Here is a 25,501-nt window from a genome sequence, read left to right on the forward strand (position 1 = left end):
CTTAACACCTCGATAAAAATACCCAAAGCCCCGCCCAATCCCGTCGTCAGCGCTTCAGCCTGTTGAGCAGTTCCGCCCGCAGCCGGCGCGCCTGCAATTCACTGAGTGGCCGGCTCTGCACGCCCCTTGCGGGCTCCGCTATGTGGTCGGCACCATTCGCATCGAACACATAGTAATCCAGCAGTGCCTTCCAGGCGTCGCGCTGCCTTTCCGGCAGATCGCGAATACTCAGAATCCCGTGCAGAAGGGCATTCATGGGGCGGCCCATATAGGCCGGTGAGTCCCGCCACCACTGGGTGTAGAGCAGGTTGAAGGAATCCAGGCTCTCCACGTGATGCCACCACATGCCCGGCAGGAACAGGGCATCACCCGGATGTAACTCGGCCACCTGCGCAGAGGCCAGGGCCTCCTGGAAACGCGGAAAACGCTCGAAGTCTGGGTTGTGTAAATCCACCAAACTGATTTCCTGGCCGCCCGGGGCAAACTCCAGTGGACCGGGATAAAGGTTGGCGATCTGCTCCGGTGGAAACAGGGTGAAGCGGCGGCGACCGGCGATTACACAGGCCAGGTTGTCGGGCAAATCGTAGTGTGCGGCAATCCGTACGCGATTGCCCAGCCACAGAAATCCTGTCGGGTTCAACTGGCTAATTCCCGCATCGTTTTCGGCGGCGAAACCGGGGAACCAGTGGCCCACATCGGTAGAGGCCATGTAAATCATTGGCGGTTTTTCACTATGGGCACAGGCGAGAATATCGTCCAGAACCCGGTTCAGGTCCTCGCGCACACTCCGGTAATTGAAACCGCTCAGTTCCTCATTGTAAAACACCCGGCCGCCGGTTTCCGGGGCGCCATAACAGGCGGATACCGGCACACCCTTATAGTGACCGCGCAGATAGTCGGCCGCCTGCCGCGGCGCTGCACGACCGGCCACCACTGCAGGCCAATGGGCGCAGAAATCCCGTATCACCAATGGCTGAGAAAGTCCGCGAATTTTCCCGGCGATACTGTCCGCGGGCAACTTGTCCACTTCCACCACCGGCGGCAGATCAGCAAACAGGTCCTCGCCCCTCGTATCCACCGGAATCACCCGCCGGCCACCCGGCGGTTTTTCTCATCCATCAGCCGGCGCACATTGGACTGCGATGCCATCGCCATAAAAATCGCCTCCAGATAACCGGCGCTGTGCAACTGTGCCAGCGTTTCTCCGTCCAGTTGCCGCAGCCGGTCCTCATTGATGGTGTAAAAGCCCACCAGCTGGTTGCGCTCACCATTGTCCAGGGTGATATCGAGGGTGAAGGATTCAAGCAGCTCGTGGGCCAGCAGTGCGGCAATGAACCCCTCGTTCTGGCCCAGCCCCTGGTGAATGGCTTCCAGCATGTCCGCGACCTGGTCCAGGTAGGGCGAGTTGCCGCCGTGTTGCAAAAACAGGGCTTCGCCTTTGTCGCTATTCACCCGCGGATTCTCCAGATCGATGTGAACCACCCGCTGATTTTTTTCCCGACCCTCTTCGAAAACCGTCTGGCGGCCGATGAGAAATGGCTGGCGGCGGATAGCCAGCGGCACATAGGAGGCGTCCCAGCGGCCATCGCGCAGATACAGGTTTTCGCCCTCGGTAAAACCCAGCAACGCCAGGCAGAGAAAATTTCCCGTGCGCGCATCCTTCTGAAAGAAAATCGGATAGCTGGCCTGTAAAGAGCGGAATTCGAGTGGAAACGTCAGCGCATACCAGACGTCGTCGCCGTAGGCCGCAGAGCGCTCCGTAATAACGCGAAGCTCGCTGTGGTCAACGCTGTTGAGTGGTACCGCATTGGTCATATTTACCTCGTTATACTTATCCAATTCTGCAACCCCGCGTGAGCGGAGCCCTCCCCGGCAGCCTGTTGAAAAACCACTTTCAACGGGGCCTGGGGCGCTTCTGATTCATTCGATGCCCTGGTAACCTGCAGGGCTTAAATAGTTGGCAGCGCTACCTCCCTGAGCTGCCGCAGCAGGTTCCGATTGGTGGGCAGGGCCCGCTGCATTTTCCTGGTCTGCTCGGCATTTTCGCGAAAAAGCCGCTCCGCCTCCGCCGTGTCTTTGCGACGCCGCGAAAATGCCTCCGTCGCCGATACCAGCCCCATACCGGACAGTACATACTGGTAACTGGCTGCCGGAAACAACTCATCCGCCATCAGCGCGTCATTCAGCGAGGCCGGGTAGAGACGCCAGATTTCCAGCGCCTCCCGCAAGCTGTCAGGGATGCCCGCCGCCGTGCGGTGGTCGCGCCAATAATCGCTGTCCTCCCGCTTCGACAGTACATAGTGCAATTTGAGGAAATCGATAATACGTTGCCAGTGTGCGCTGAAACGCCGGTTGAAGCGGCGCTCCACCGCCGCCATGGCGGCGCGATTCGGCGGCAACTGCTCGGCCAGCATCTGGGCCGACTTTTCCACCATTACCAGCGCCGAAGCTTCCAACGGCTCGATAAAGCCCGCCGCCATGCCGATGGCGATGCAGTTCCGGTGCCAGAACTTCTCCCGATAGCCGGGGTTGAAGCGGATCTGCCGCGGCTCGCTGAGCAGGTCCCCGCCACCGCCTCGCTGGATATAGTCACGCAACACCTGCTCTGCCTGGGCATCCCCGCTGTGGGCGCTGGAGTAGGTGTAGCCAATGCCCCGCCGGGAAGGCAGGCCGATATCCCAGACCCAGCCCGCATCCCTGGCGCTGGAATGGGTACAGGAGGCGATGGGGCTGTCCTCCTGCGCATAGGCGACCTGGGTCGCCAGGGCGCGATCGTTGAACAGCGTCCGCCCCTGGGGCCGGACCCCAATACCGTAATGCTTGCCAATCAGCAGCGCCGCCGCGCCGCTGCAGTCTACAAATAAATCCCCCTGCAATTGAACGCCCGATTCCATGTGCAGGAGTGCAATATAACCATCGGGGTCATTCTGTATGCGGGTAATCCGCTCCCGCCGGTGGACAACCCCAAGCTTTTTCGTGCAGTGGCGCTGCAGAAAAGTGGCAAACTTGGCCGCATCCAGGTGGTAACCATAATTCAGCGCAAAGGCGTATTCCGCCGTGGATAGCATCTTGGGTGCCAGGCAGCCGCGGCTGACCTGGGCCTGTCCGCACACAGCGTCCGCATAGGAGACCTGATCCCGGTACGCCTGCCAGTAGGGTGCCAGATTCAATTGTTGAAAAGCCACCGGAGGAGTGAACGGGTGGAAGTATTCCTCCCCCGCGCCGCTGACCCAGTCGATAAAACGGCTGCCCTGTTTGAAGCTGGCATCGCACTGACGCAGAAACTCGGTTTCCGCAATCCCTATGCGCTTTAAGGTTCCGCGCATGGACGGCCAGGTGCCCTCACCCACACCCACAGTGGGTATCTGGGGGGACTCCACCAGTGTTATCCGCACACCACTATCCGGGTCAGCGGCGAATTCGGCCCCCAACAGGGCGGCCGTAAGCCAGCCGGCACTACCGCCTCCAACGATCACCAGGTGTCGGGTTGTCGGGTCAAGCCTACTCATACTCTTCTAACCACCGGTTGGAAACTGGGCCGCACAAAGGGACATTGCCATTGACTCGCCGGGCCGTCTCCGTCAACAGAAAAGCCGCTGGGAATCAGCGGCTTTCCATAGCTTTCTGCATTGTTCCAGGATGCTATCAGAATGCGTAGCGCGCACCCAACTGCCAGCGGGCTCCACCTTGATAAACACCGAGCACCTGCTCCCGGGCGCGCCCGTGAACACGACTGTATTCCTCGGTCACGTTCAAGCCCTCCAGAAACACTTGTAGACCTTGCAACTGCGGCACATCGTAGCTCACATTCAGGTCCACCTGCTGGTAGGCTTCGGTGAACTGTGGGTTGGCGCCGGTGCCCTGGCCGCGGGAGTTCAGGAAGTCATCGCGCCAGTTATAAGCCACCCGCGCCTGCAGGCCATTTTTATCGTAGAAGGCAATCAGGTTGGCGGAATCGCTGAGACCGACAAGTGCCTCCTGGTCCTCCAACAGGTAGGGGTTGTACTCCAGGCCGGAGTCCACCATGGTGTAGTTGAGGATCACCCCAAAGCCGGTCTCACCAAAGACATGTTGCACTGCAAGTTCCAGGCCATCCACGGTTTCGTCGCGGTCGCTATTGACCGGCGTGTCGATTAGGAACTTCACCAATTCATCGGTTTCCGGGTTACCTCTGATCACAGTTTTCGACGGATCAATATCGCCGGTTTCCGGATCTATGGCGACAGTGACAAATTCACTGCTACCATAGTTTTCGGCGATATACCGCTTTATCGCCAGCGCATCGGTTCCCACCGCTTCCACGGCTTCGTTGTACCAAGCGCCGTCGGCCGGATTCGCTATACCAAAGAAATTCTGCTCCTCCTTAACCTGGGTGATAAAGTTGGAGATCTCCTTCTTAAACAAGCCGATGGAGGCATAGCTGGACTCGCCGTAGTACCATTCAACGGAGAGATCCAGATTGACCGATTCCAATGGCAACAATGCAGGAGTGCCGGTAGAACCGCCAAATTCATTGCGGTTGCCCAGGGTCCCCAGGGTAGTACCACCCTTGATGGAGTTGTAGTCCGGGCGGCCTATGGTCTTGCTGGCGGCCGCGCGTACAAACAGGTCATCGCGCAGTTCAAAATTTAGGTTAAAACTCGGTAACCAGTAGTCATAACCACCCTTGTCGGTAAAAAATTGGCGCTCACCAGTGGGCACCAGTGCTATCTCAGTTGCCGCAATCCAGTCCGCCGCATCATAAATAATGGCTGCAGATGTGGAATCCACTTCCGTGTCCTCGTAGCGCAGACCGAGATGAACGTCGAAAGGCATGGAGCCCAGTGCGGATTCAAAGTTGTACTGGGTGTAAAAAGCCGTGGTGGTTTCGGTGGTCAAGCGGTCCACATCGGCGCTGTAATCCGTAGAGGGACAGAATTGGGTGCCACAGTCACCTATGAAACCCGACTCTAATTGGTCGCCGTAGAGTTCTTCCGCCCGCGCGCGCACCCGGTCAAAATCCCACGCGAAATAGATGTCCTGAATGTCTGCGTCACCAATCTCGGAGAAATCACCGGTGGAAATATCGAAATTGTCCTGAATACTGTCAGCGGGGAAGAAGGAATCATCAAAATCCCCCTCCGCGCCCACACCCCCCCAGGCATTGCGCTGCACATTCACGGACTGGGAGTGATTGGTCACTTCCTGGCTGCTGATACCAAAATCGATATCGGAGGATTCATTGAATTCAAAGTTGCCGCTGAAGTGGTAGGCGTCGATTTCAGAAAAATCACGGGAATTGCCAAACACACTACCGGTAATTCGCATATCCGATGGCTTAACCGCGTTGCCGCCGCCTACCGCCAGCGCCGGCAGCTCCCCGGTAAAATCCGTGGTAGCGCTGGTGCGGATAAACGCCGCAGTGGAAAGGGTGACATTGGAGCCCCAGGGGCTGTCCGGGCGCCGCTCGGCCTCGGAGTGATGTGTATCCAATGCCAGGGAAAGGTGCTCATTGAGCTGCCACTGCAGGTTCAGCCCCAATGTGTCGCCGCGATAGGCTTCGGCCACACTGCCCGCGCCCATGGACAGATCCTGGGGTGTGTCATAGGTTTCCGAGTAGATGAGCGGCGACGCCACTGGACCGTCGGTCCAGACGTTTTCCGACGGCGCAAAAGTGTACCAGGCGGAGATATCATTGTGCTGCTTGGCGATATCGTTGGCATAGTACATATAGTCCAGGGTCGCGGTGATATCGTCATTGGGTGCCCACTGCAACACCAACTGGCCATTGGAACGCTTGCGCTGCTGTTCCTCAAACTTGTAGATGGTGGTCTGCGGCACCGAATAGATGTCGTCGGGACCGGGCCGGTTCACTTGGTTGTCCTGGGGCACACCGCCCCAATCGCCAGTGCCCGCATCATAATTTTGATCCACACTGCCGGGAAAGCTGCGCCAGCCGGTGCCCACCAGTGCCTGCTGGCTGCCGCTCTCGCGCTCCGCCACGCTGGCAGAAATGGCCACACCAAAAGTGCCCTCGGCAAAAGTGTCGGAGTAGAAGCCGGAATATTCCGGGGTGATGCCGCCTTCCTGGGAGGACTCGTCCAATACGCCTTTGGCGGCAAAGTTGATGCGGCGCTCGCCGATCTCCAGCGGGCGCGCGGTCAGCAAGTTGATGGTGGAACCGATACCGCCACTGGGCACCAGAGCATTGCTGCTCTTGGCCACGGATACCCCGGTGACCATTTCGGAGGCGATATTCTGGAAGTCAAAGGAGCGGCCACCGGTAGTGCGGGCCAGCTGCCGGCCATTGAGGGTCACCAGGTTAAACTCGGGATCAATACCGCGCACAGTGACCTTACTACCCTCACCATTTTGACGGTCAATGGACACACCGGTGATGCGCTGCAGGGATTCCGCCAGATTGGTATCCGGAAACTTGCCGATATCCTCCGCTGAGATGGCATCGACAATACCTTTACTGTCCCGCTTCACGTCCATGGACCGGGTCAGACTGGCGCGAATGCCGGTTACGGTAATCTCCTCCAGCGGCCCCGTGTCTACTTCCTGGGCCACCAGAAGCTGCGGGCAAGCGGTAGCCCCCAGGGCGACAGAAATGGTCAGCGCGAGCCGATCCTTATGGAAAATTGTTCTTCTCATCGACACTACCCCGAATGGTATTTATATTTTGACCGAAGCGTAATTTATGCCTATCGGCGCTGTCGCTTGGTTACCCTTTTGCCGCCGGCCCGGACCCGGCACAGGCACCCAAACCTGGCGATGCGCACGCCATAATCGCAGTTTGCCCGGTTTCGCGGGCACATCAATCGGTGGTGGGGACAAACAGGATATCCCGGATTAAAAGTGCGTTAACCGGGATTCTGTCCGGTGAAAGGGGGCGGAATGGAGCCCGGCTTGGACACCAAGGCCGGGGCAAAACCTCAGGTTCAGGAGATGGCTACCTCCACTAGCCATGGCCCTTCAACTCTGCGACACCCTATAACTTGCGCGTCAAGCCGGGAAGGCTTGAGATAGTGAGGACCTCTAATCGATGCTGAAACCAAGCCCGCAACTATTAGCCTGGCAATCCAATAGGTGATCCCTCAGCCACTGGATTGTCGCCTTGACATATACTGGTGCAGGCCATGTCTTTCCATAGCTTACTCTTGTAGGGGTCTGCTCATATGAATAACAAAGCGTGTACCACTTTTCGATGACTGGGCTATTTCCAGTTGCCAATTCAGGCGCTCGCAGATCAACTGAACAATCAGAAGCCCAAAACTACTTTCCTGCAGGCCCCCTGATTCCTTGTAGCTGGAGCTTGTCACCTTGCTGACGATAGGTGGTGGAAGGCCGCCGCCAAAGTCATTGATGTGAATTTGCTCCTCGTCCAGATGTATCTCCACCTTGGAGGGGGTATGAACCAGGGCATTCTTGATCAGATTGCGCAGCAGCATACGCACCAATACGGGATTTGTATAAATCCGGGGTACAGAAGCTTCTGAAATAATTTCTGCCCGATTGGCAAAACTGCGATTACTGCTGCCCAAGTCTGCTACCACCTCCTCGGCCAGCCTTGGCACATTCACCTGAGTCAGGTTTTCATCATCCGCCTTTCCACGTGCCAACTGCAACAGCATCTCCGTATCCTGCTGCATGGTCCTGGTCGCATTACCAATTCTGGACAGGGTTTTTTGATCCTGTTCCGTAAGGTTCTGGCGTTGCTCCAGAATCTCCAGCGCGCCGCTGATCACTGCCAGAGGAGTACGCAGTTCATGACTAGCCAACTTGACAAAGGCTTTTTCCCGCTTGATATGAAATTCTAGTTCCGAAAGAAACAAATTGAAGGATTCCGCAATCCTTACAAACTCTATATCACGGTAATCCCTCTTGAGCCGTTGCATTGAAACCCCCGGTTTTACAACGCGAATATCTCTGGAGAGTTTTTCCAGGGGCTTTATTAATAGGCGCGCACTTCCTTTTGAAACGAAAAACCCCGCCACCAGCATAATAGCAGCGAATAAAACCAGAAAAGCTTCGACGATGAATTCGCGCCTCTCCATACTGGTAAAATCTTTAGCCAGATATAGCTTTCCGGAGGGATTGTTAACTTGTTCAACAGTGATCAGAAAGGTTTTTCCATCAATTTTTACTTCATCAAAAGACGGCGCCTCCCTGCCTCTGAATAATTCCGGAAGGCGGGCATCGCTTCCAGCTTGCGGCAAGAAGAATGCTTCCAAATCAGCCGTTTTCCAATGCTGGAATTTATTCCCTTCTATATTTGCCTTGAAAAAATCTGCATTCGCCCGAAACTCAAAATTTAAAGCCCTGCTTTCCACATCCTCAAAGAATATTTCCACCGCCAGCACGCATATAAGCACCGTAATCGCAACCATTAAATATATGGTTTTCAGAAGACGGGTGTAGAGCGCGCTTTGCTTCATTTGGCCGCACTCTGCTTCTCTATAGTTATCAATTGATAGCCACGCCCGTGCACGGTTTTTATCAAGCCGACGTCAAAATTGCTTTGCAATATCTTTCTCAGGGCATAGATATGTGTGCGCAAGCTGTGCCCTTCATGCTCGCTGCCATCCTCTCCCCAAATAGCCTCATGCATGACTTCATGGCTGATAATCTTCGGATAGGCACCTATCAGCAATTCAAAAATTTTGGCGGGAATACCTGTCAACTGGACACTTTTACCATATAGCTCGACGGTCAATGTCTCCGGATCAAAAGAGACACTTCCCGCCCTGAGTCCCGACTCTTTTAGTATGCTCCGCCGATACAAAGCCTCTATCCGCAGCTGTAATTCCCTCAGTTCAAAGGGCTTTACCAGGTAATCATCAGCGCCACAGGAAAACCCTCTCTCTTTGTCCGCCAGAGAACCCAATGCTGTGGTAAGAATAATGGGCACTTTGCATTTCAGGTCCGAGCGGATTCTGCGACACAATTCAAATCCATTTACACCCGGCAACATCAGATCAAGAACGACCACATCATAGGAATGGGTGGCCAACAAGTGCAGTGCGGTAAGGCCGTCCGGAGAAAAATCCAGCACATAGCGCTCTTCGCCCAAAAACTCAAATAGATTTTCAGCCAAATCGATTTGGTCTTCCACGATCAGAAGGCGGATTTTAGTTCCGCAATCCCTTATTTCAGTACTATTCGGCACTACTCAAACTCTCAGAATCAGGGGTCGAGCGGTCAATGGAAATCAGTTCATATCTGCGATTTTTGAACTCGCGGATACCGGTATCCGCAAGCATTGCAGACCTTTCGTCACTTAGCCGCCCGCGGGGAATTGCAATAAAATATTCATCATAACTGCCGCTTTTCAACATCGCTGTCAATTGCGCATAAGTTACTGACTGAGCAGTTCCGCGCGAGTAAAAACGCGCGGAAAATGGCAAGTCTCCCAAATAGAGCAAAGGGCTGTGCACGGCATCACTGCGCTGATTATAGTGGCCAACCAGACTCTTTTCACTCTTCAACCTGTAATCACTCAGGCCATATGCCAGTGTGACGGATAGCAACAGAAGCGGCGACACCAGCGCCAGGCTGTTGCAGAGGCGTCTGCCATATGGCGACCTGCTGTACCGTGTAATCTGCGCGGCTATCAGCACTGCGCTAAATGGCAATGACGGCAGCACATAGGTCCACAATAGATTGCTGGCAAGGCTAAAAAACAGCAGCGGCCCCAGGGCACAAGCCAACACAAAAACCAGCTTCTTGTCCCGCCAAAATTCCCGATCAAATAGATTGCCACTTTTCGAGCCCGCAGAGACCCACAGGAGTATCGACAAAATTCCCCAGGGAAAACTGGCCCACAGCCAGAATACCCATATCATGCCTTTGGGCTGCAAGTGGGCATTACCATAGAGGTCACCGGACCAGCCGGGATCTATAAAGCGAAGGATATGTTCACCCAGCAGGAAGTAGTGCAGAAACCCGGGTGTCTTGATTTCCGCCCATAAATACCAGGGCAGCACGAGCACCAGTGTCAACAGCGTTCCCGCCCGCCAGGGCAGAACTGCCAGCTCTCGCAAACGACAAAAATCAAACAGTATCCATAGGGTTATGGGTATGGCCACCAGCACCACTGCCAATGGTCCTTTGGCCAGCAGTCCAATTGCCAGCCCCAGAAAAAACAACCAGCCCCAGATGCTGCCGGCTTTCTGTATCGCCAGATAGAATCCAGCCAGGGACAGGGTGGTGCCCAAAGCGAAATAGGCATCGGTCATCACTGCTCCGGCACTGACATAGGACAGCGCCATGCTGGCAAAGATCACAACAGCCCAGCGGGCCGTGTTCAGGCCCCGATACTCCCGCGCGAGGTGCCAGACAAGAAGTGCCATAACACCGGTAACCAGCAGGGAGGGAAGGCGAAGGGAGAATTCACTTAATCCAAGTGCTTTTATGGCAGCGGCCTGGGCCCAGAATGAAAGTGGCGGCTTACCCCAAAATGGGACTCCCGGCTCGAACCAGGGGGTGATCCAGTCGCCGGTCTCGGCCATCAGGCGGGCGATTTCCCCATACCTTGCTTCGGTCGTATCCACGAATGGCAATACTGCCATGGCCGCCAGGCGACTGATCGCGATGGCACCCAGAGCCAGGAACCAGTAATTAGACCACTTTGACATGCTGCACCGGTTCCCTGTGTTGAACTTTCGCCGTTTTATCTGCCGGTGGGCTGGTAATAATTTCCTCGGCCAGATAGACGGGCCTCTGCTTTGTCTCCATATAGGTCTTGCCGACATATTCCCCAACAAGGCCGATGCTGAACAGCTGCACGCCGCCCAGGAAGGTGACAATGGCCAGCAGCGACGGATAGCCGGCAGCCACGTCACCGATAAACAGGGTTTTGGCCACAATCCAGATGCCGAACAATGCTCCGGCGGCGGAGGCCAGGAGTCCCACCCCCGCCGCCCACCTCAATGGGGAGATGGAAAAGGAAGTCAAGCCCTCCAGGGCCAGCCCCAAAAGACCCCAAAAGCTCCATTTGGTTGTCCCGGCAGCACGGGACGCCCGATCGTAGTGAATCACTTTGGTGGGCATGCCGACCCAGGCAAACAGGCCCTTCATATAGCGGTTGCGCTCCTTCAGCGATAGCAGCGCATTGACTGAACGGCGACTCATCAAGCGAAAATCCCCCGTATCCACCGGAATCTCGGTACGACTGGTCCGGTTGAGCAAGCGGTAAAATAAATGCGCACTCAGCCGTTTCAACAGCGTTTCGCCGACCCGCGAACGGCGTTGCATAAGCACCACATCGGTGCCTGACAACCAGGTATCCACCATAACCGGTATATATTCCGGGGGGTCCTGCAGATCGGCATCCATAATCACCACCGCATCCCCGCGGGTATGTTCCAAACCCGCAGTAACTGCGGCTTCCTTGCCGAAGTTCCGGCTGAGTTTAATCAGCTTTTGCTCGCTATGCTTATGCAGGGCCCGCTTTAGATATTCCGCGCTGTCGTCTTCACTGCCATCATCAATGAATATCAGTTCCGTCCTGAGTGGCAGCGCCTTTACGATGGGCAGGACCTGCTGGAAAAATACCGGCAGCATGGCACTTTCATTAAACACAGGTACTACGATCGACAGCAACAAATCCTGGTACCGATCGGGTAGGGGATTAAGATAATTTGTCATTGAATACCAACCTTTTATAAACGACAAAATTCATGGCGGCCACCATTGCAGTGGTGACCAGCTGCGCGGCGATAACCGTAACCTGCATAATCTGATTCAACAGGATGAAAAAGGACAGATTGGCGCCCCATGCCAGCACACAGGACAGGAGATAGCGGGAAAAGGTCTGCCGGTGACTGCCGGCGTTGGGAAAAGCCAGCTGACGTTGCAAGCCATAATTGGCCGCGGCGCCGGACGCAGATCCGACAAAAGTGGCTATGGCGGGCTGGCCGGTGAGGGAGACAACCAGAGCCATTACCCCCCAGTGGACGCCGGTTGCCAGTCCACCGGCAGCGAGAAAGCCGGTGAAGGGAACACGAAGGCGACACAGTAATGGCCAGGCCCACCCGGAGCTTTCGGCCTGTTCGACATCCGGACACATCATCAATGATCTACAGCGGTTTAGGTGTCGCTATTCTATTGAGCCTTGTGTCAGTGTCTTGTGGGGTTTTTGTCAAAATACTGTCAAACGCGGAATATTTGGCGACTTCCCAGCCAGGGGGTAAATGGCCGTCTTTGTACGCCGGAATTGGAAATAGCGTCTCGATTCACGCTGACGGTCAAGTGTTTTTTGGTCACATTGATTTTTGGAATTTCTGCAGAAACCGGTACAAGCCCAACACACCGGTCTGAATTGACATTTCGGCTTTTGGATATTTTATTAAAGGCCGGAATTTTTTCACTACGCGACAGGATCAATAAAGCATTCCCTACGTTAAAAACAGAGTTTTCGCCACCTCAGATTGCGGATATTTTTAACCGCTACGTCAATTTTTTTGCATTCAAACTGCCAACTTGTTCACACCGTCGACACTTTTCCATTGGCTGCTGTTGTGAAACTGCTACGGTTCGCTCTCTTCTACCACCGCGCAGACCAGGCTACCACTTGTTGCGGCGATTTGGTCGGGGCGCTGGCAGTAAGAATATTAAAAAAAAAACAGCCCACTGCGGAGAGTATTTATGAGAAAAACGATGTCCATGTTCGCGGCCAGTGCGGTCGCGCTTGCAGTTTCCTCCTACGCCAGCGCCGACGACCAGCGCTACATCATCAAATTCAAAGCCGGCAAAGGTGCCGCCGTAAAGTCGCAAATGCGGCAGGCCAGCGGCCGGTCCGCACTGGCACTGAGCAAGCACAACGCCATGGCGGCCTACTTGCCGGAGCAGGCGTTGCGGGCAATGGCAAACAATCCCAACGTAGAGTATGTTGAGCCAGACGTTAAACGCCATCTGATGGCTCAGGAAGTCCCTTTCGGCATCTCTATGGTGCAGGCGGATCAGGTAAGCGATGTGGCCGCGGGCAACCGCACCGTCTGTATCATCGATTCCGGTTACGATATTGGCCACGAGGATCTGTCGGGCAATGCAGTGACCGGCACCAATGACTCGGGTACCGGCAACTGGTACGAGGACCAGCTTGGTCACGGCACTCACGTAGCCGGCACCATCGCCGCCATCAACAACGGTACCGGTGTAGTGGGCGTGCTGCCCAACGGCAACGTCAACCTGCATATCGTCAAGGTTTTCGTCGGCAGAACTTGGGGCTATTCCTCCACATTGGTGGCCGCGACCGATGTCTGTGTCGCGAACGGCGCCGACGTACTCAATATGAGCCTGGGTGGTGAGCGCAAGTCCCGCACTGAGGAGCGGGCCTTCGCCAACCTGTACGGCCAGGGCGTACTCTCCATTGCCGCCGCCGGTAACGACGGCAACACCCGCCACTCCTACCCGGCCTCCTACGACTCCGTCGTATCTGTGGCGGCCATCGACAGCGACAAGAACATCGCCGACTTTTCCCAACAGACAGACCAGGTGGAATTGTCGGCCCCTGGAGTGGCCATTTTGTCCTCTGTTCCGGTGGGCAGCGGCACCGATGCCTCGCTGACAGTTTCCGGTAGTGACGTGGATGCCAACGGTATGGAAGGCAGCCCGCTAGCGTCTGCTACCGGTGCACTGGTTGATTGCGGCCTGGGCGACACTGCTTGCACCGCAGCAGCGGGTGAGGTCTGTCTCATATCCCGTGGCGACATTTCCTTCGCCGAGAAGGTACAGGCCTGTGAAGCCGGCGGCGGTATAGGCGCCATCATCTACAACAACGAAGCGGGCCTCGTGTCAGGCACCCTGGGGGAAACTGTCACCGGCATTCCCTCGGTGGGTATTTCCGATACCGACGGTGCAGCGCTGCTGACACAGCTGGGCAGTTCCGCCACTGTGACGGTGGAAGCCAGCGACTATGGCTATAACAACGGCACCTCCATGGCCACGCCACATGTGGCCGGTGTCGCGGCGCTGGTCTGGAGCCACTATCCGTCCTGTGCTCCGGGTGAAATCCGCGCTGCCCTGGACGCCACGGCGGAAGACCTGGGTGCCGCCGGACGGGACAACGCCTATGGCTACGGCCTGGTCCAGGCCAAGGCGGCGTTTGATTATCTTGCCGCCAACGCCTGTAGCGGCTCTAACCCCGGTGGCGGTAGTGGAGGCGGTGGCAATGGAGGCGGTAAGCCAAACCGCTGATACCCATAACCACTGTAACAGGATGGGAAAGGGGCCTCTGGCCCCTTTTTTTGCGTCCTCTGAATCGTCCGGGGGTTCGTGTTCAGTTACCTAAAAAATAATCCCCCTGCGGCGCATCCATTTTTCTACTGAGCGCGTCTTAATGCCAATCGATAAAAATTTTGGTATTAACTCTATGTGGAAACCCCTCACCAACTTCGGCCTGGTGTCCTGCTTTGCGGTCGCCGGCAGCTGTGCCTGGGCACACAACATTGATTTGTCCATTGACGACGACGTCCAATGCTCCGCGGAGCTACGCCATTCGGTGAGTGTCGGCCCCGGTTTTATCGAAGCCAGGGCCGCGGCAGATGACCCCGACACCCTGTTCCATTACGCCGCCCCGGACCAGCTGCTGGTGGATGGTCGAAAGGTCGCCCTGAACAGCGCTCAGCAACGGCTGCTCAGGCAGTACCAGCAGCAGCTGCATCAGGCCGGCCGCGAGCTGACCCTGGTGTCGCTGGAAGCGGTGGAATTGGCCCTCGACGGTGTCTCCGTCGCACTGGCCGCGCTCGGAGCGGATCACCCGGATACCCTCGATATGAAACAGGCCGCGGACGCTTTGCGCCAGCGGGTAGAGGACCACCTGAACCAAAACGGCGAGGTGTATACCCTTGACCACTCGGAAACGGACACCTTCATCGCGCAAATGGTCGACGAGGAACTGGAGCCCCAGGTGGAGCGGCTCGCGCGAAAGTCCGCCAGCGCCATCGCCTGGCACACTCTAAAAGCGGTATTTACCGGTGGCGGCAGTATTGATGCCAAAGCTGAACAGATGGCAGAGGAAATCGGACACAAAGTGGAACGGCGGGCTGAGCGGCTTGAGCAGAGGGTGGAGGCACTTTGCAGTCAGATAGCGGTGATCGACAGCACCGAGCAAAAACTGCAGTCCGCAATCCCGGCGCTGGCCCCCTACGACCTGGTAAAACTCGACGTCTGACCCGCTGCGAATATTGACCCCCTAACTCGGCCGCCCCCAGCGGCCTTTTTTTCATTCTCAAACCTACCTGCCCCTCACTGCACCGTCATAGGTCCCCGCTGGACCTGTCCCATCACCGGGGTTCGCTACCAGCGGTACCCTATGACACCTGCCCCAGGCGAAATCAGCCTTTCGCGCAGCAGGGGCTCTCTGGAGTCAGGGGGAGCGGGAAACGGAGCCCGGCGCCGGGTCCGTTTCTTTCACCGTTGCAGAAGCGGAATCGGCGAAGACTTTTTTCAGTAGTGACCGCCCCCGGCGCAGACCCAGGATACTCTGCGCGGTAACCATACCAGCCACCATGGCCCCCGCCACACCGCAGCTCATAATATCCTGGCCAGTGAGAAAGAGACCTTTGATGCGGGTTTTTGGCCGCAGCCAGGTCTGCTTGAAACGATCGGGATCGTGGTCCAGGCCGTAGATTTCCCCTTTCCCGTAACTGCAGAAATAGCGTGTGGACAAGGGGGTGGAGAGTTCGTAGTAATCGATCTGCCCGCGCAGCTGGGGGAAGTGTCGGTACAAATACTCCAACAAGCGCTGGCTGTAGTCTTCCTTGAGGGACTCGTAGTCCACCCCGCGCTTGCCCCAGGGCTGCTCCTGCCACTGGGCAAACCATTCATAGGGCCCCGGGGCGACGATTTCGATGGTCGCGCGGCCCGGATAGCGCCGGGTAAAACTGGGGTCCTTGGCCGAGGGGAAAGACAGGTAGACCAGCGGGATTTCAGCTTTGGGGTCCTCGAGGAACTTCTGCACATTGCCGCTGTAGTCAGCGCCCGGATACAGCCAGTAGTTGGTTTTCGGCAAGCCCAGTTCTTCAGCGGTTTTCTGCAAGCCGATGTACAGACACAGATGCGCCATGGACGGGCGCACCTTGGTGAGATGGTCACGATAACCGCTATGTTCCGCCGCGCTTGCGGGCAGCAGTCGGGCAAAGGTATTGAATACACCGGCGCCGGAAATTACCAGCGGTGCGCGGATCTCGGTGCCGTCGGCCATGCGCACACCGACGGCACGGTGGCCGTCGAGCAAAATAGTCTCGACCTCTGCATAGGTAAACACTTCACCACCGCTGGCTTGAACCCGCGGAATAATGGTCTCGGCCACTTTGCTGGCCCCGCCCACTGGATAGTAGCCGCCGTACAGATAGTGTTTGACGATCAGAGCATGAACCATGAAGCTGCCGACATCCGGGGTCATGCCATAGTCACCCCACTGGCCGGCGAGCGCGGCAATCAGCGTTTCGTTGTCGGTCAGTTCCCTTAGCACCTCATAGGTGGTTTTGTGCAGATAGGGCGGCAGGCTCCACTTTTTGATCAGCGACAACAGGGGACCGCACCAGAGCGGCAGCAGTTTTTCCATGGTCACCAGCGGCATGGCCCGGCCCACCGCAGAAACTCGTTTGAGATATTCGCGCAGTGCCCGCTCCTCGCCGGGAAAGCGCTCCAGGAAACCGGAGATAAATGCCTCCGGCCCGGCGCGCAGATCGAAATGCTGGTCACCGAGAAAGATCCGGTCGTAGGTCCGATCCATCGGTGCCCACTTCAACTGGCCATCCGAGAGAAAGTCGAACAGCTTGCGGACCATGGTGGGATGTTCACCCACGTCACCGATATAGTGAATACCCACGTCCCACTCGTAACCGTTGCGATCATAGGCGTGGGTGAAGCCCCCGGCGGTATAGTGCTGCTCCAGCACCAGCACCTTGCGACCCGCGGCACTGAGCATGGCTGCCGTTGTGAGCCCGCCAATGCCGGAGCCGATGACGATGGCATCGTAGGGGGGATCGAGTCGGGTGGCGCGGTAGCGCCGTCCAATACGCAAGCGGCTGGGCTTTGGGGCCTGGGAAGCCGGTTTCGAAGCAGCCATGGGCAGCGCCCTATTGTTATCATGATTTTCCAACCATAGCCGCTACCCAACCAATATGCAACTAGTTGCATATTGGTTGCAGTATTTCAGCGCTCTCTTCCAGCGGCTTCCGATTTCAATTATTAGCCCGGTAACTAAATGACTTGCCGGCGTATAGCGATTGCCGCTTTTGACGTTTATGGTTCTTCGGCGATTTTTTTCTGTGTCAAACGACCCGTCGCCGCCCAGGCCAGCAGGCCGAACCAGACCACCCAGGAGGCGATGGCGGGGATATTGGCAATGAATATCTTGCCCAGATGGCGGCGGTTACAGAAGAGTGCCACTATTGCCGGCAGGAACCACACCACCAGAAAAAACAGTGTGAACACCAGCACCTGTACCCAATTCATTTGGCGGAAGGCCTCGGTAAACGCCGCCAGGGTTTGATCAAAATCCGTGAACATTAGGTTTCTCCTGCAAATTAAAAAATCTGAATATTCAAAAATAATCGGGTTTTATCTGTTCTGTCGCGGTTGGGGTTTTTCCTTAAAATTATTCTTCCTGGTTGTGTTGAATCTGTTCAAACACAAGTGTTTCCCGCCGGATGCGGGCGCTTGTCAGCCAGCTCCAGGCGCCGAGAATTCCAGCGATCACACCGATAGTAAGCGGCGCCCGCCAGGAGAAAAGATTAAACAGGGGGTCGAGCCAGCCGAAGGCCGCCAGCAATTGCCAAAGGGCAAAAATAGCCAGTTCGGTGGCAAAGAGAATCCAGGCGAACCGAATGGCGGCGCGCTTGCGCTGCAGCCGTTCGCGTGCCAGTGCCAGATATGCCTGGGTGGACTCCTCCAACGGGTGCCAGATACCGCGCCGGTTGCCAATGGAAAAGCGCAGGGCCCAGGCCACTAGGCCCACCAGAATCAGGCTCCAGGCCAGGTTGCTGAGGGTCATACCCTGTCCCAGGCTATAGAGTGCGTAGACCGCCAGCAGCGCCGCCATACACCACTCCAGACCGGCGAAGACACGCAGTCGCAGGGCCTGGCGCTTGACCAGCTTGCGCAATTCTTCCGGCACCGGCAGTGCAACCGGCTGCTGCTGCCAGAGCGCTTCCAGTTGTCGCCAGTGACCGTTGTTCCCATCAGCCATATCTACTCATCCCTTGTCAGGCGTGCGCTCAGTCGCTGGCGCGCGCGATTCAGCCTTACCGCCACATTGGATTCCGAAACCCCCAGTACCTCGGCAATTTCCTCGTAACTCAAGCCTTCCAGGCGCAGACTCAGTGTCTGGCGCAAACCCAGCGGCAGTTTTTGCACAGCGGCCAGCAGGCTTTGCGCATCCCGCAGAGCGGCATACTGTTGCGCCGGCCCCGGTGTCGGGTCCTCCGGCTCTTCGGCGTCCTGCAGCGCATCACCCGGCGGGTGGCGGCGCACCAACGCGGAGACACTGCGGTTGTGGGCGATGCGGTAGACAAAGGTTTTCAGGCTCGCCTCGCCGCGGAATGCGGGCAGGGCCCGCCATACTGCCAGCCAGATCTCCTGGGTGAGATCCTCGCGCTCGCCGATGCCGCGCGCATAGGTCGCTGCGACGCGGGACACGCCCCCACTGTGCTCGGCCAGCAGCTGCTGAAAAAGTTGGTCGCGTGATTCCACTACACCCCCTGTTGTTACCTCTACAGTACCTGGGCGGTGAAAAAACTTACGAAAATTTTTCCAGTGGAAATTTACCCGGACCTTTTTCTCTTTGCCTTTGGTATGAGGTCAGCCAGCAGATTCCAGGCGCACAGGCCCTTCCTGTTAACCGATGACTTATTGAGTCGCCAAGTTAACGGTGGGCGGCTGTTTCGAACCGGCGGGTACGGGCCGCAAATCAAGCTGGCTGGTCGTGGAGGCTTTTTGAACAGGCCTTAGGCCATTACACCGTTGGCGATCTGGAAACCGATACGCGCAGCGGTGCGCGCGGCGTGATCCTCGATATCGAAGTAGGGATTGAATTCGGCCATGTCCGCCAGGCAGACCTTGCCGGAGTTCAGCACCCTATCCAGCATGGGTTCAAACAATTCCAGCGGTACCCCCCTGCTGGCGGGGGCGCTGACTGCCGGCATCACCGCTGCCGGAAATACGTCCAGGCACACAGTGAGATAGACCAGGTCCACCGCATCGATAAATGCGGCGATCCTTTCCAGCGTCACATCCAGGTTCCAGGCGGTGATCTCCCGGTCGCGGATCACCTGCGCGCCCAGTTCCGCGGCACGGCGATACAGGGCATCGGTATTGGCATTGTCCGCCGCACCCAGGCACAGATAGTTGAAAGGTTTGCCGGCGAGCTTGCACTCCTCGGCAATTTGATAAAAAGGTGTTCCCGAACTGCTGGCCGGTGACGGGATACGCAGGTCCAGGTGGGCATCAAAATTGATGATGCCGAGGGTTTTATCCCGGTGCAGTTCGCGCATCCAGCGGGCAATTCCCTGATAGCTCCCGTAGGCGATTTCGTGACCACCTCCCAGTACCAGGGGAAAGTGGCCTCCGTCGAGCAGTTCCGCAACCCGCGCTCCCAACAGTGCCTGAGCCGATTCGAGGTCCGCCTGTTCCACCCGCACATTGCCCGCGTCGTACAGGGGCCGGTCGAAAGTGGCCGGCAGGTTGGCCATCGCCAGGCGCAAAATGCGCGGGCCCTTGGCGGCACCGATACGCCCCTGGTTGCGGCGCACCCCCTCATCGCTGGCAAAACCCAGCACCGCCAGTCCCGGAGCACTGTCCAGTTGCAGGGGGGTAATGCGCTGGTGCCAGCGCTCGCCTGCCCTGCCGTCCTCAGCATCAGTGCGGCCGCTCCACAGGCGCATATCAGCCAGCTGTAACATCCCGGCCTCCAAAAAAAATCTGTGCGGGTTGCAGCGCGCCTATTTCGTAGGCCAACTGGTCCGGGGTGTCCATAGGCCAGAGCACCATGTCGGCGCGCAACCCGGGCCGCAAAGCGCCGCGGGAACAACACATTCCCAGGGCGCGGGCCGCACTGCGGGTGACGCCGGCCAGGGCTTCGGCAGGGGTGAGCCCAAACAGATTGCAGCCCATATTCATCATCAGCCTCAGCGACGCTATGGGACAACTGCCGGGGTTGAGATCCGTGGACAGCGCCATGCAGACACCGGCCGCGCGCAATGTCTCCACTGGCGGCCGCTGGGTTTCGCGCAATGTGTAGTAAGCGCCCGGCAGCAACACTGCCACTGTGCCGCTGGCGGCCATGGCAGCTACATCCTCATCGCTAATATACTCTACATGGTCCACCGACAGGGCGCTGGCCCCGGCGGCCATGGCAGTGGCGCCGGATCGGGACAACTGCTCAGCGTGCACCTTGACGGGCAGATCCAGCCCCCGTGCACAGTCGATGACCCGCTGGCACTGCCGCACAGAGAAGGCGATGGACTCGCAGAACATATCCACCGCGTCGGCCAGTTGCTCGCGGGCCACCGCTGGCAGTATCTCTTCACACACCAGATCTATGTATTCATCTGCGCGGCCTTCGTACTCCGGCGGCAGCGCATGGGCGGCGAGGCAGGTGGTGGTAATTGCCACCGGGTAGTGCTGGGACAGCCGCCGCGCGGTGCGCAGCTGTTTCAACTCTGTGTCCAGGTCCAGCCCGTAGCCGGATTTGATTTCCACCGTGGTCACACCTTCGGCCAGCAGGGCCCGCAGACGCGGTTCGGCGGCACGGTAGAGCTGCTCGGCGCTGGCGGCGCGGGTAGCGCGCACCGTGGATAAAATTCCGCCACCGGATAGTGCCACCTCTGTGTAGCTCTCACCGCCGAGGCGCCGGGCGAACTCGGACGCGCGGTGACCGCCGTACACCAGGTGGGTGTGGCAATCGATGAGTCCGGGGGTAAGCCAGCCACCCTCGCCGTCGATGTTGTGGTCTGCGGCACAGTGGGGCAGCTCTCTGCGCGGCCCCAGCCATACGATCCTGCCGCCGGTGATGGCGACCGCCGCATCCTCCACAGCGCCATAGGCGCCACTGACAGAGGGGTCCATGGTGGCGGCGTGCACATTGGTAATCAACAGGTCACAGCGTTCTGTCATAGAAGGCTCACGGTGCGTTTTCCTCTTATTTTAACCCCGGTCTACCGGCGGCCCCGGGTGCGGGTCCCGGCGAAGGTCGGCGCCAGAGGTGAACCTTGCCACGCCTGGGGTCCAGTGACCACCTTGACAGACCGGGGTCGCCGATTCATAGTTGGTCTTGTATATACAAGCATATACAAGACGAGGCCGCACTCTACCTGAGTTTATGAATACTGCAACAGAACCCTCAGCAGATGTGCCATCGGTGCCGGGGCAGCCCCGCTACCTTGCCATCAAGCGCCATGTGCGCTGTCGCATTGAGTCCGGCGACTGGCCGATACACTTTCAGGTGCCGTCGGAAAACCAGTTGGCACAGGAGTTTGGTGTCAGCCGCATGACCGCGCGCCGCGCCCTGAGTGAACTGACCGATGAGGGTGTGTTACAGCGGACACAGGGGCTGGGCACCTTCGTCGCCGAGCCGGTGCCCGCCGGCTCGCTGCTGGAAGTTCGCAATATCGCCGACGAAATCTCGGCCCGCGGCCACAGATACAGCAGCCGGGTTCTGGTTTTGGAGGCACGATGCGCTACCGCTGAAGTGGCCCTGGCACTGTCTCTGGGGGAGGGAGCACGCACCTTTCACTCAATCATAGTGCACAGGGACAACGGCCTGCCGGTCCAGTGGGAGGAGCGCTACACCAATCCGGAGCTGGCCCCGGAATATCTGCGTCAGGACTTTTCCAGCAGCACGCCGAACGCCTATCTGTCCCGGGTGGCACCGCTGACCGAGGCGGACACCACGGTGGAAGCGATAGGGGCGGACGGCCCGGTTGCGCAGGCACTGCAAATAGAGGCCGGCAGCGCCTGCCTGCAGATCTGTCGCCGCACTAAAAGCAGCTCGGGCACAGTGAGCTTTGCCCGTTTGATACACCCCGGTAACCGCTACCGCCTGGGTGCACTGCTGCGGTTTTAACCTACAAAAAAACGGGGGCGCCAGTCGCGCCCGGGAATATCTGAACCACTTATCACAGGATTCGAGGTGACCATGACTGCCGATAAACGTCACGACCCCAGCCGCAGGATTACTGCACCCCGCGGTACTGCGCTGAATGCAAAAAGCTGGCTGACAGAAGCGCCTCTGCGCATGCTGATGAACAACCTGGATCCGGACGTCGCCGAAAGGCCCGAAGATCTGGTGGTCTATGGCGGTATCGGCCGGGCCGCACGGGACTGGGAGTGTTTCGACAAAATTGTCGAGGTGCTGAAACGCCTGGAGGACGACGAAACCCTGCTGGTGCAGTCCGGTAAACCGGTGGGTGTGTTCAGGACCCACGCCGATGCACCGCGGGTACTGCTGGCCAATTCGAATCTGGTGCCGCACTGGGCCACCTGGGAACACTTCAACGAGCTGGATAAAAAGGGGCTGGCCATGTACGGCCAGATGACCGCCGGCTCCTGGATCTACATTGGTTCCCAGGGCATAGTGCAGGGCACCTACGAAACCTTCGCCGCCGTTGCGCGCAAACATTTCGATGGCGCCGCCGCGGGCAGGTGGATTCTCACCGGCGGCCTCGGCGGCATGGGCGGCGCGCAACCACTGGCGGCCACCATGGCGGGTTTTAGTATGATCGCGGTGGAATGCGATGAGACCCGTATCGACTTCCGCCTGCGCACCGGCTACCTGGACCGAAAAGCGACCAGCCTGGACGAGGCCCTGAATATCCTTGCGGATGCCAGGGAAAAGCAGCAGGCGGTGTCCGTGGGCCTGCTGGGCAACGCCGCGGAAATTTTCCCGCAGCTGGTAGAGCGCAATATCACACCGGATTCCGTCACCGACCAGACTTCCGCCCACGACCCTCTGAACGGCTACCTGCCCAGGGGCTGGACCCTGGAATACGCGGCCCAGATGCGCAAACAGGACGAGGCCGCCGTGGTGAAGGCGGCCAAGCAGTCCATGGCAATCCAGGTGGAGGCCATGCTGGAGCTGCAGCGGTGCGGCGCCGCCACCCTCGACTACGGCAACAACATCCGCCAGATGGCCCTCGAGGAAGGGGTGCAGAACGCGTTCGATTTTCCCGGTTTCGTGCCCGCCTATATCCGCCCTCTGTTCTGCGAGGGCATAGGACCCTTCCGCTGGGCCGCCCTGTCGGGCAACCCGGAGGACATCTACAAGACCGATGCCATGGTGAAGGCACTGATACCGGACAACCCGCAGCTGCACAACTGGCTGGACATGGCCCGCGAACGCATCCAGTTTCAGGGTTTGCCGGCGCGTATCTGCTGGGTGGGCCTGAAGGACCGCGCACGGCTGGCCCTGGCGTTCAACGAAATGGTTGCCAGCGGCGAGCTGGAGGCGCCGGTGGTCATAGGTCGCGATCACCTGGATTCCGGATCCGTAGCCAGCCCCAACCGCGAGACGGAGGCGATGCTGGACGGATCCGACGCGGTGTCCGACTGGCCTCTGTTGAACGCGCTGCTGAATACCGCCTCGGGCGCCACCTGGGTTTCCCTGCACCACGGCGGCGGTGTGGGCATGGGCTTTAGCCAGCACGCCGGGGTGGTGATTGTCTGCGACGGTACCGAGGCCGCGCGCAAGCGCATCGAGCGCGTGCTGTGGAACGACCCGGCCACCGGCGTGATGCGCCACGCCGACGCCGGCTACGACATTGCCAAAAACTGCGCTCGCCAGCTGGACCTGGATCTGCCCATGCTGAACGGCTGATTCAATTTTTGCCCGCAAGCACGAAGATATAATCGAACACGTATTTTTCGGTGAAAATATTTATGTATCAACTGGAAATAGATCCCGGCCAGCTGAGCCTGGCGCAGCTTCGCCGCGCGGCCCGCGAGCCGGTCAAGCTCTCTCTGGCCCCCAGTGCCTACACCGCCATCGAGGCATCGGCGGCGACAGTGGCGCAGGTGATCACTCAGGGCCGCACTGTCTACGGCATCAACACCGGTTTCGGTCTGCTGGCCAACACCCGTATCGAGCAGCAGGACCTGGAGACTTTGCAGCGGGCCATCGTTTTAAGCCACGCTGCCGGCACCGGGGATTTTATGGATGAGGCCACGGTGCGCCTGCTCATGGTGTTGAAGATCAACTCTCTCGCGCGCGGATTTTCCGGAGTGCGCCCGCAAGTCATCGAAGCTTTGATCCAACTGGTCAACGCCGGTGTTTTCCCGGCGATTCCGGAAAAAGGCTCGGTGGGTGCTTCAGGTGACCTGGCACCACTGGCCCACATGAGTGTGGTGCTTCTGGGGGAGGGGGAAGTCTTTATCGACGGCGCGCGCAAACCCGCGAGCGAGGGACTGAAAAAAGCCGGGCTGGCCCCCCTCACACTGGCGCCCAAAGAGGGCCTCGCGCTGCTGAACGGCACCCAGGCTTCCACCGCCTTCGCACTGCTGGGACTGTTCGCGGCGGAGGACCTGTTCGCCGGCGGACTGGTCACCGGATCGCTCACCCTGGAGGCGGCCAAGGGCTCCCGCCGCCCGTTCGACGATCGCATCCACGCCGCCCGCGGCCAGCTGGCACAGCGGGATGTGGCGGCCAGCTACCGCGACCTGCTGGGTGACAGCAGTGACATCGGCAAGTCCCACCAGGACTGTGAAAAAGTGCAGGATCCCTATTCGCTGCGCTGCCAGCCACAGGTGATGGGCGCCTGCCTGCAGCAGATCCGCTGCGCCGCCGAGGTGCTGCTGGCGGAGGCCAACGGTGTATCCGACAACCCCCTGGTGTTTACCGATGGCGCCCAGCCGGAAAATTCCGACATTATCTCCGGCGGCAACTTTCACGCCGAGCCGGTGGCCATGGTGGCGGACAACCTAGCCCTGGCGCTGGCGGAAATCGGTGCCCTCTCGGAGCGGCGCATGGCCCTGCTGATCGACACCAACCTGTCCGGACTGCCGCCCTTTCTGGTAGACAACGGCGGTGTCAATTCCGGCTTTATGATCGCCCAGGTAACCTCGGCGGCCCTGGCCAGTGAGAACAAGTCCCTGGCCCATCCCGCCAGTGTGGATTCACTGCCCACATCCGCCAACCAGGAGGACCATGTATCCATGGCCACCTTTGCCGGGCGGCGCCTGCGGGATATGGCCGACAACACCTGCGGTATTCTCGCGGTGGAACTGCTGGCTGCCTGCCAGGGACTGGATTTCCGCGCACCGCTGAAAACCACGGCCAAACTGGAGCAGGCCAAGGCACTGTTGCGCGCGCGTGTACCCTTTTACGACAAGGACCGGTATTTCGCGCCGGATATTCAACAGGCCAAGCAGTTACTCGCAGGCTCAGAATACCGGGGTTTTGTGGCGGAGGATCTGCTGCCGGGAAATCAGTGATGGTTGTCCAGCCGCGAGGCTGAACCCAGACTCTCAGAAGGCGCCAGTTTCTGCTGGCGCCTTTTTTTTGCATGAAATAATTTCC

At 58.3% G+C, this 25,501-nt stretch carries 20 protein-coding genes; 5 read left to right on the plus strand and 15 right to left on the minus strand.

All coding sequences use genetic code 11. The annotated features are described in order from the left end of the window. Nucleotides 1–46: 46 nt before the first annotated feature. The 9 genes from AB1S50_RS07570 to AB1S50_RS07610 all read right to left on the minus strand — a co-directional run bounded on the left by AB1S50_RS07570 (nt 47) and on the right by AB1S50_RS07610 (nt 12,055). Complete coding sequence (locus AB1S50_RS07570) at nt 47–1,078, minus strand: cupin-like domain-containing protein (protein WP_367149944.1); 1,032 nt, start codon at nt 1,076–1,078, stop codon at nt 47–49. 5 nt (nt 1,079–1,083) lie between these two features. Further along, nucleotides 1,084–1,839, minus strand: a complete 756-nt coding sequence (locus AB1S50_RS07575; RefSeq protein ID WP_367149945.1) for a SapC family protein — start codon at nt 1,837–1,839, stop codon at nt 1,084–1,086. Between the two features lie 110 nt (nt 1,840–1,949). After that, nucleotides 1,950–3,509 carry a tryptophan halogenase family protein gene (locus AB1S50_RS07580; RefSeq protein WP_367149946.1) on the minus strand — a complete coding sequence of 520 codons (1,560 nt, stop codon included), beginning with the start codon at nt 3,507–3,509 and terminating at the stop codon, nt 1,950–1,952. A 136-nt stretch (nt 3,510–3,645) separates the two neighbouring features. After that, a complete protein-coding gene (locus AB1S50_RS07585) occupies nt 3,646–6,636 on the minus strand; it encodes a TonB-dependent receptor (RefSeq protein ID WP_367149947.1) in 2,991 nt (996 codons plus the stop codon). A gap of 500 nt (nt 6,637–7,136) precedes the next feature. After that, on the minus strand, nt 7,137–8,420 hold the full coding sequence (locus AB1S50_RS07590) for a sensor histidine kinase (protein WP_367149948.1): 1,284 nt from the start codon (nt 8,418–8,420) through the stop codon (nt 7,137–7,139). Then, nucleotides 8,417–9,151, minus strand: a complete 735-nt coding sequence (locus tag AB1S50_RS07595) for a response regulator transcription factor (protein ID WP_367149949.1) — start codon at nt 9,149–9,151, stop codon at nt 8,417–8,419. The genes AB1S50_RS07590 and AB1S50_RS07595 overlap by 4 nt, the downstream gene beginning before the upstream one ends. Continuing rightward, on the minus strand, nt 9,141–10,619 hold the full coding sequence (locus AB1S50_RS07600) for an ArnT family glycosyltransferase (protein WP_367149950.1): 1,479 nt from the start codon (nt 10,617–10,619) through the stop codon (nt 9,141–9,143). Before AB1S50_RS07600 ends, AB1S50_RS07595 begins: the two co-directional genes overlap by 11 nt. Continuing rightward, on the minus strand, nt 10,603–11,631 hold the full coding sequence (locus tag AB1S50_RS07605; RefSeq protein ID WP_367149951.1) for a glycosyltransferase family 2 protein: 1,029 nt from the start codon (nt 11,629–11,631) through the stop codon (nt 10,603–10,605). Before AB1S50_RS07605 ends, AB1S50_RS07600 begins: the two co-directional genes overlap by 17 nt. After that, nucleotides 11,615–12,055 carry a GtrA family protein gene (locus AB1S50_RS07610; RefSeq protein WP_367149952.1) on the minus strand — a complete coding sequence of 147 codons (441 nt, stop codon included), beginning with the start codon at nt 12,053–12,055 and terminating at the stop codon, nt 11,615–11,617. Before AB1S50_RS07610 ends, AB1S50_RS07605 begins: the two co-directional genes overlap by 17 nt. 575 nt (nt 12,056–12,630) lie before the next feature. Here AB1S50_RS07610 and AB1S50_RS07615 point away from each other — a divergent pair. Together AB1S50_RS07615 and AB1S50_RS07620 are read left to right on the plus strand one after the other, a co-directional pair. Continuing rightward, on the plus strand, nt 12,631–14,181 hold the full coding sequence (locus AB1S50_RS07615; RefSeq protein WP_367149953.1) for a S8 family serine peptidase: 1,551 nt from the start codon (nt 12,631–12,633) through the stop codon (nt 14,179–14,181). A gap of 175 nt (nt 14,182–14,356) precedes the next feature. After that, the gene (locus tag AB1S50_RS07620) at nt 14,357–15,157 is read left to right on the plus strand and encodes a DUF2884 family protein (protein ID WP_367149954.1); all 801 of its coding nucleotides are present in this window, start codon (nt 14,357–14,359) and stop codon (nt 15,155–15,157) included. Nucleotides 15,158–15,352: 195 nt separating this feature from the next. On the opposite strand, the gene AB1S50_RS07625 is transcribed toward AB1S50_RS07620, so the two are convergent. The 6 genes from AB1S50_RS07625 to hutI all read right to left on the minus strand — a co-directional run bounded on the left by AB1S50_RS07625 (nt 15,353) and on the right by hutI (nt 21,105). Then, complete coding sequence (locus AB1S50_RS07625) at nt 15,353–17,059, minus strand: phytoene desaturase family protein (protein WP_367149955.1); 1,707 nt, start codon at nt 17,057–17,059, stop codon at nt 15,353–15,355. Nucleotides 17,060–17,235: 176 nt separating this feature from the next. Further along, entirely contained in the window at nt 17,236–17,502 is a 267-nt protein-coding gene (locus AB1S50_RS07630) for a superinfection immunity protein (protein WP_367149956.1), read from the minus strand. A gap of 88 nt (nt 17,503–17,590) precedes the next feature. Then, the gene (locus AB1S50_RS07635; protein WP_367149957.1) at nt 17,591–18,181 is read right to left on the minus strand and encodes a hypothetical protein; all 591 of its coding nucleotides are present in this window, start codon (nt 18,179–18,181) and stop codon (nt 17,591–17,593) included. Nucleotides 18,182–18,183: 2 nt separating this feature from the next. Further along, nucleotides 18,184–18,684: an RNA polymerase sigma factor gene (locus AB1S50_RS07640; protein WP_367149959.1), complete on the minus strand. Its 501-nt coding sequence runs from the start codon at nt 18,682–18,684 to the stop codon at nt 18,184–18,186. 254 nt (nt 18,685–18,938) lie between these two features. Further along, on the minus strand, nt 18,939–19,892 hold the full coding sequence (gene hutG / locus AB1S50_RS07645; RefSeq protein WP_367149960.1) for a formimidoylglutamase: 954 nt from the start codon (nt 19,890–19,892) through the stop codon (nt 18,939–18,941). Then, a complete protein-coding gene (gene hutI / locus AB1S50_RS07650; RefSeq protein WP_367149961.1) occupies nt 19,876–21,105 on the minus strand; it encodes an imidazolonepropionase in 1,230 nt (409 codons plus the stop codon). Before hutI ends, hutG begins: the two co-directional genes overlap by 17 nt. A gap of 205 nt (nt 21,106–21,310) precedes the next feature. Between hutI and hutC the strand changes: the two genes are divergently transcribed. The 3 genes from hutC to hutH all read left to right on the plus strand — a co-directional run bounded on the left by hutC (nt 21,311) and on the right by hutH (nt 25,416). Then, nucleotides 21,311–22,054, plus strand: a complete 744-nt coding sequence (gene hutC, locus AB1S50_RS07655; RefSeq protein WP_367149962.1) for a histidine utilization repressor — start codon at nt 21,311–21,313, stop codon at nt 22,052–22,054. Between the two features lie 72 nt (nt 22,055–22,126). Continuing rightward, on the plus strand, nt 22,127–23,803 hold the full coding sequence (hutU, locus tag AB1S50_RS07660) for a urocanate hydratase (RefSeq protein WP_367149963.1): 1,677 nt from the start codon (nt 22,127–22,129) through the stop codon (nt 23,801–23,803). 62 nt (nt 23,804–23,865) lie between these two features. Next, entirely contained in the window at nt 23,866–25,416 is a 1,551-nt protein-coding gene (gene hutH / locus AB1S50_RS07665; protein WP_367149964.1) for a histidine ammonia-lyase, read from the plus strand. The last annotated feature ends 85 nt before the right edge of the window (nt 25,417–25,501 follow it).

It is taken from the genome of Microbulbifer discodermiae, assembly GCF_040742695.1.
Lineage (GTDB): Bacteria > Pseudomonadota > Gammaproteobacteria > Pseudomonadales > Cellvibrionaceae > Microbulbifer.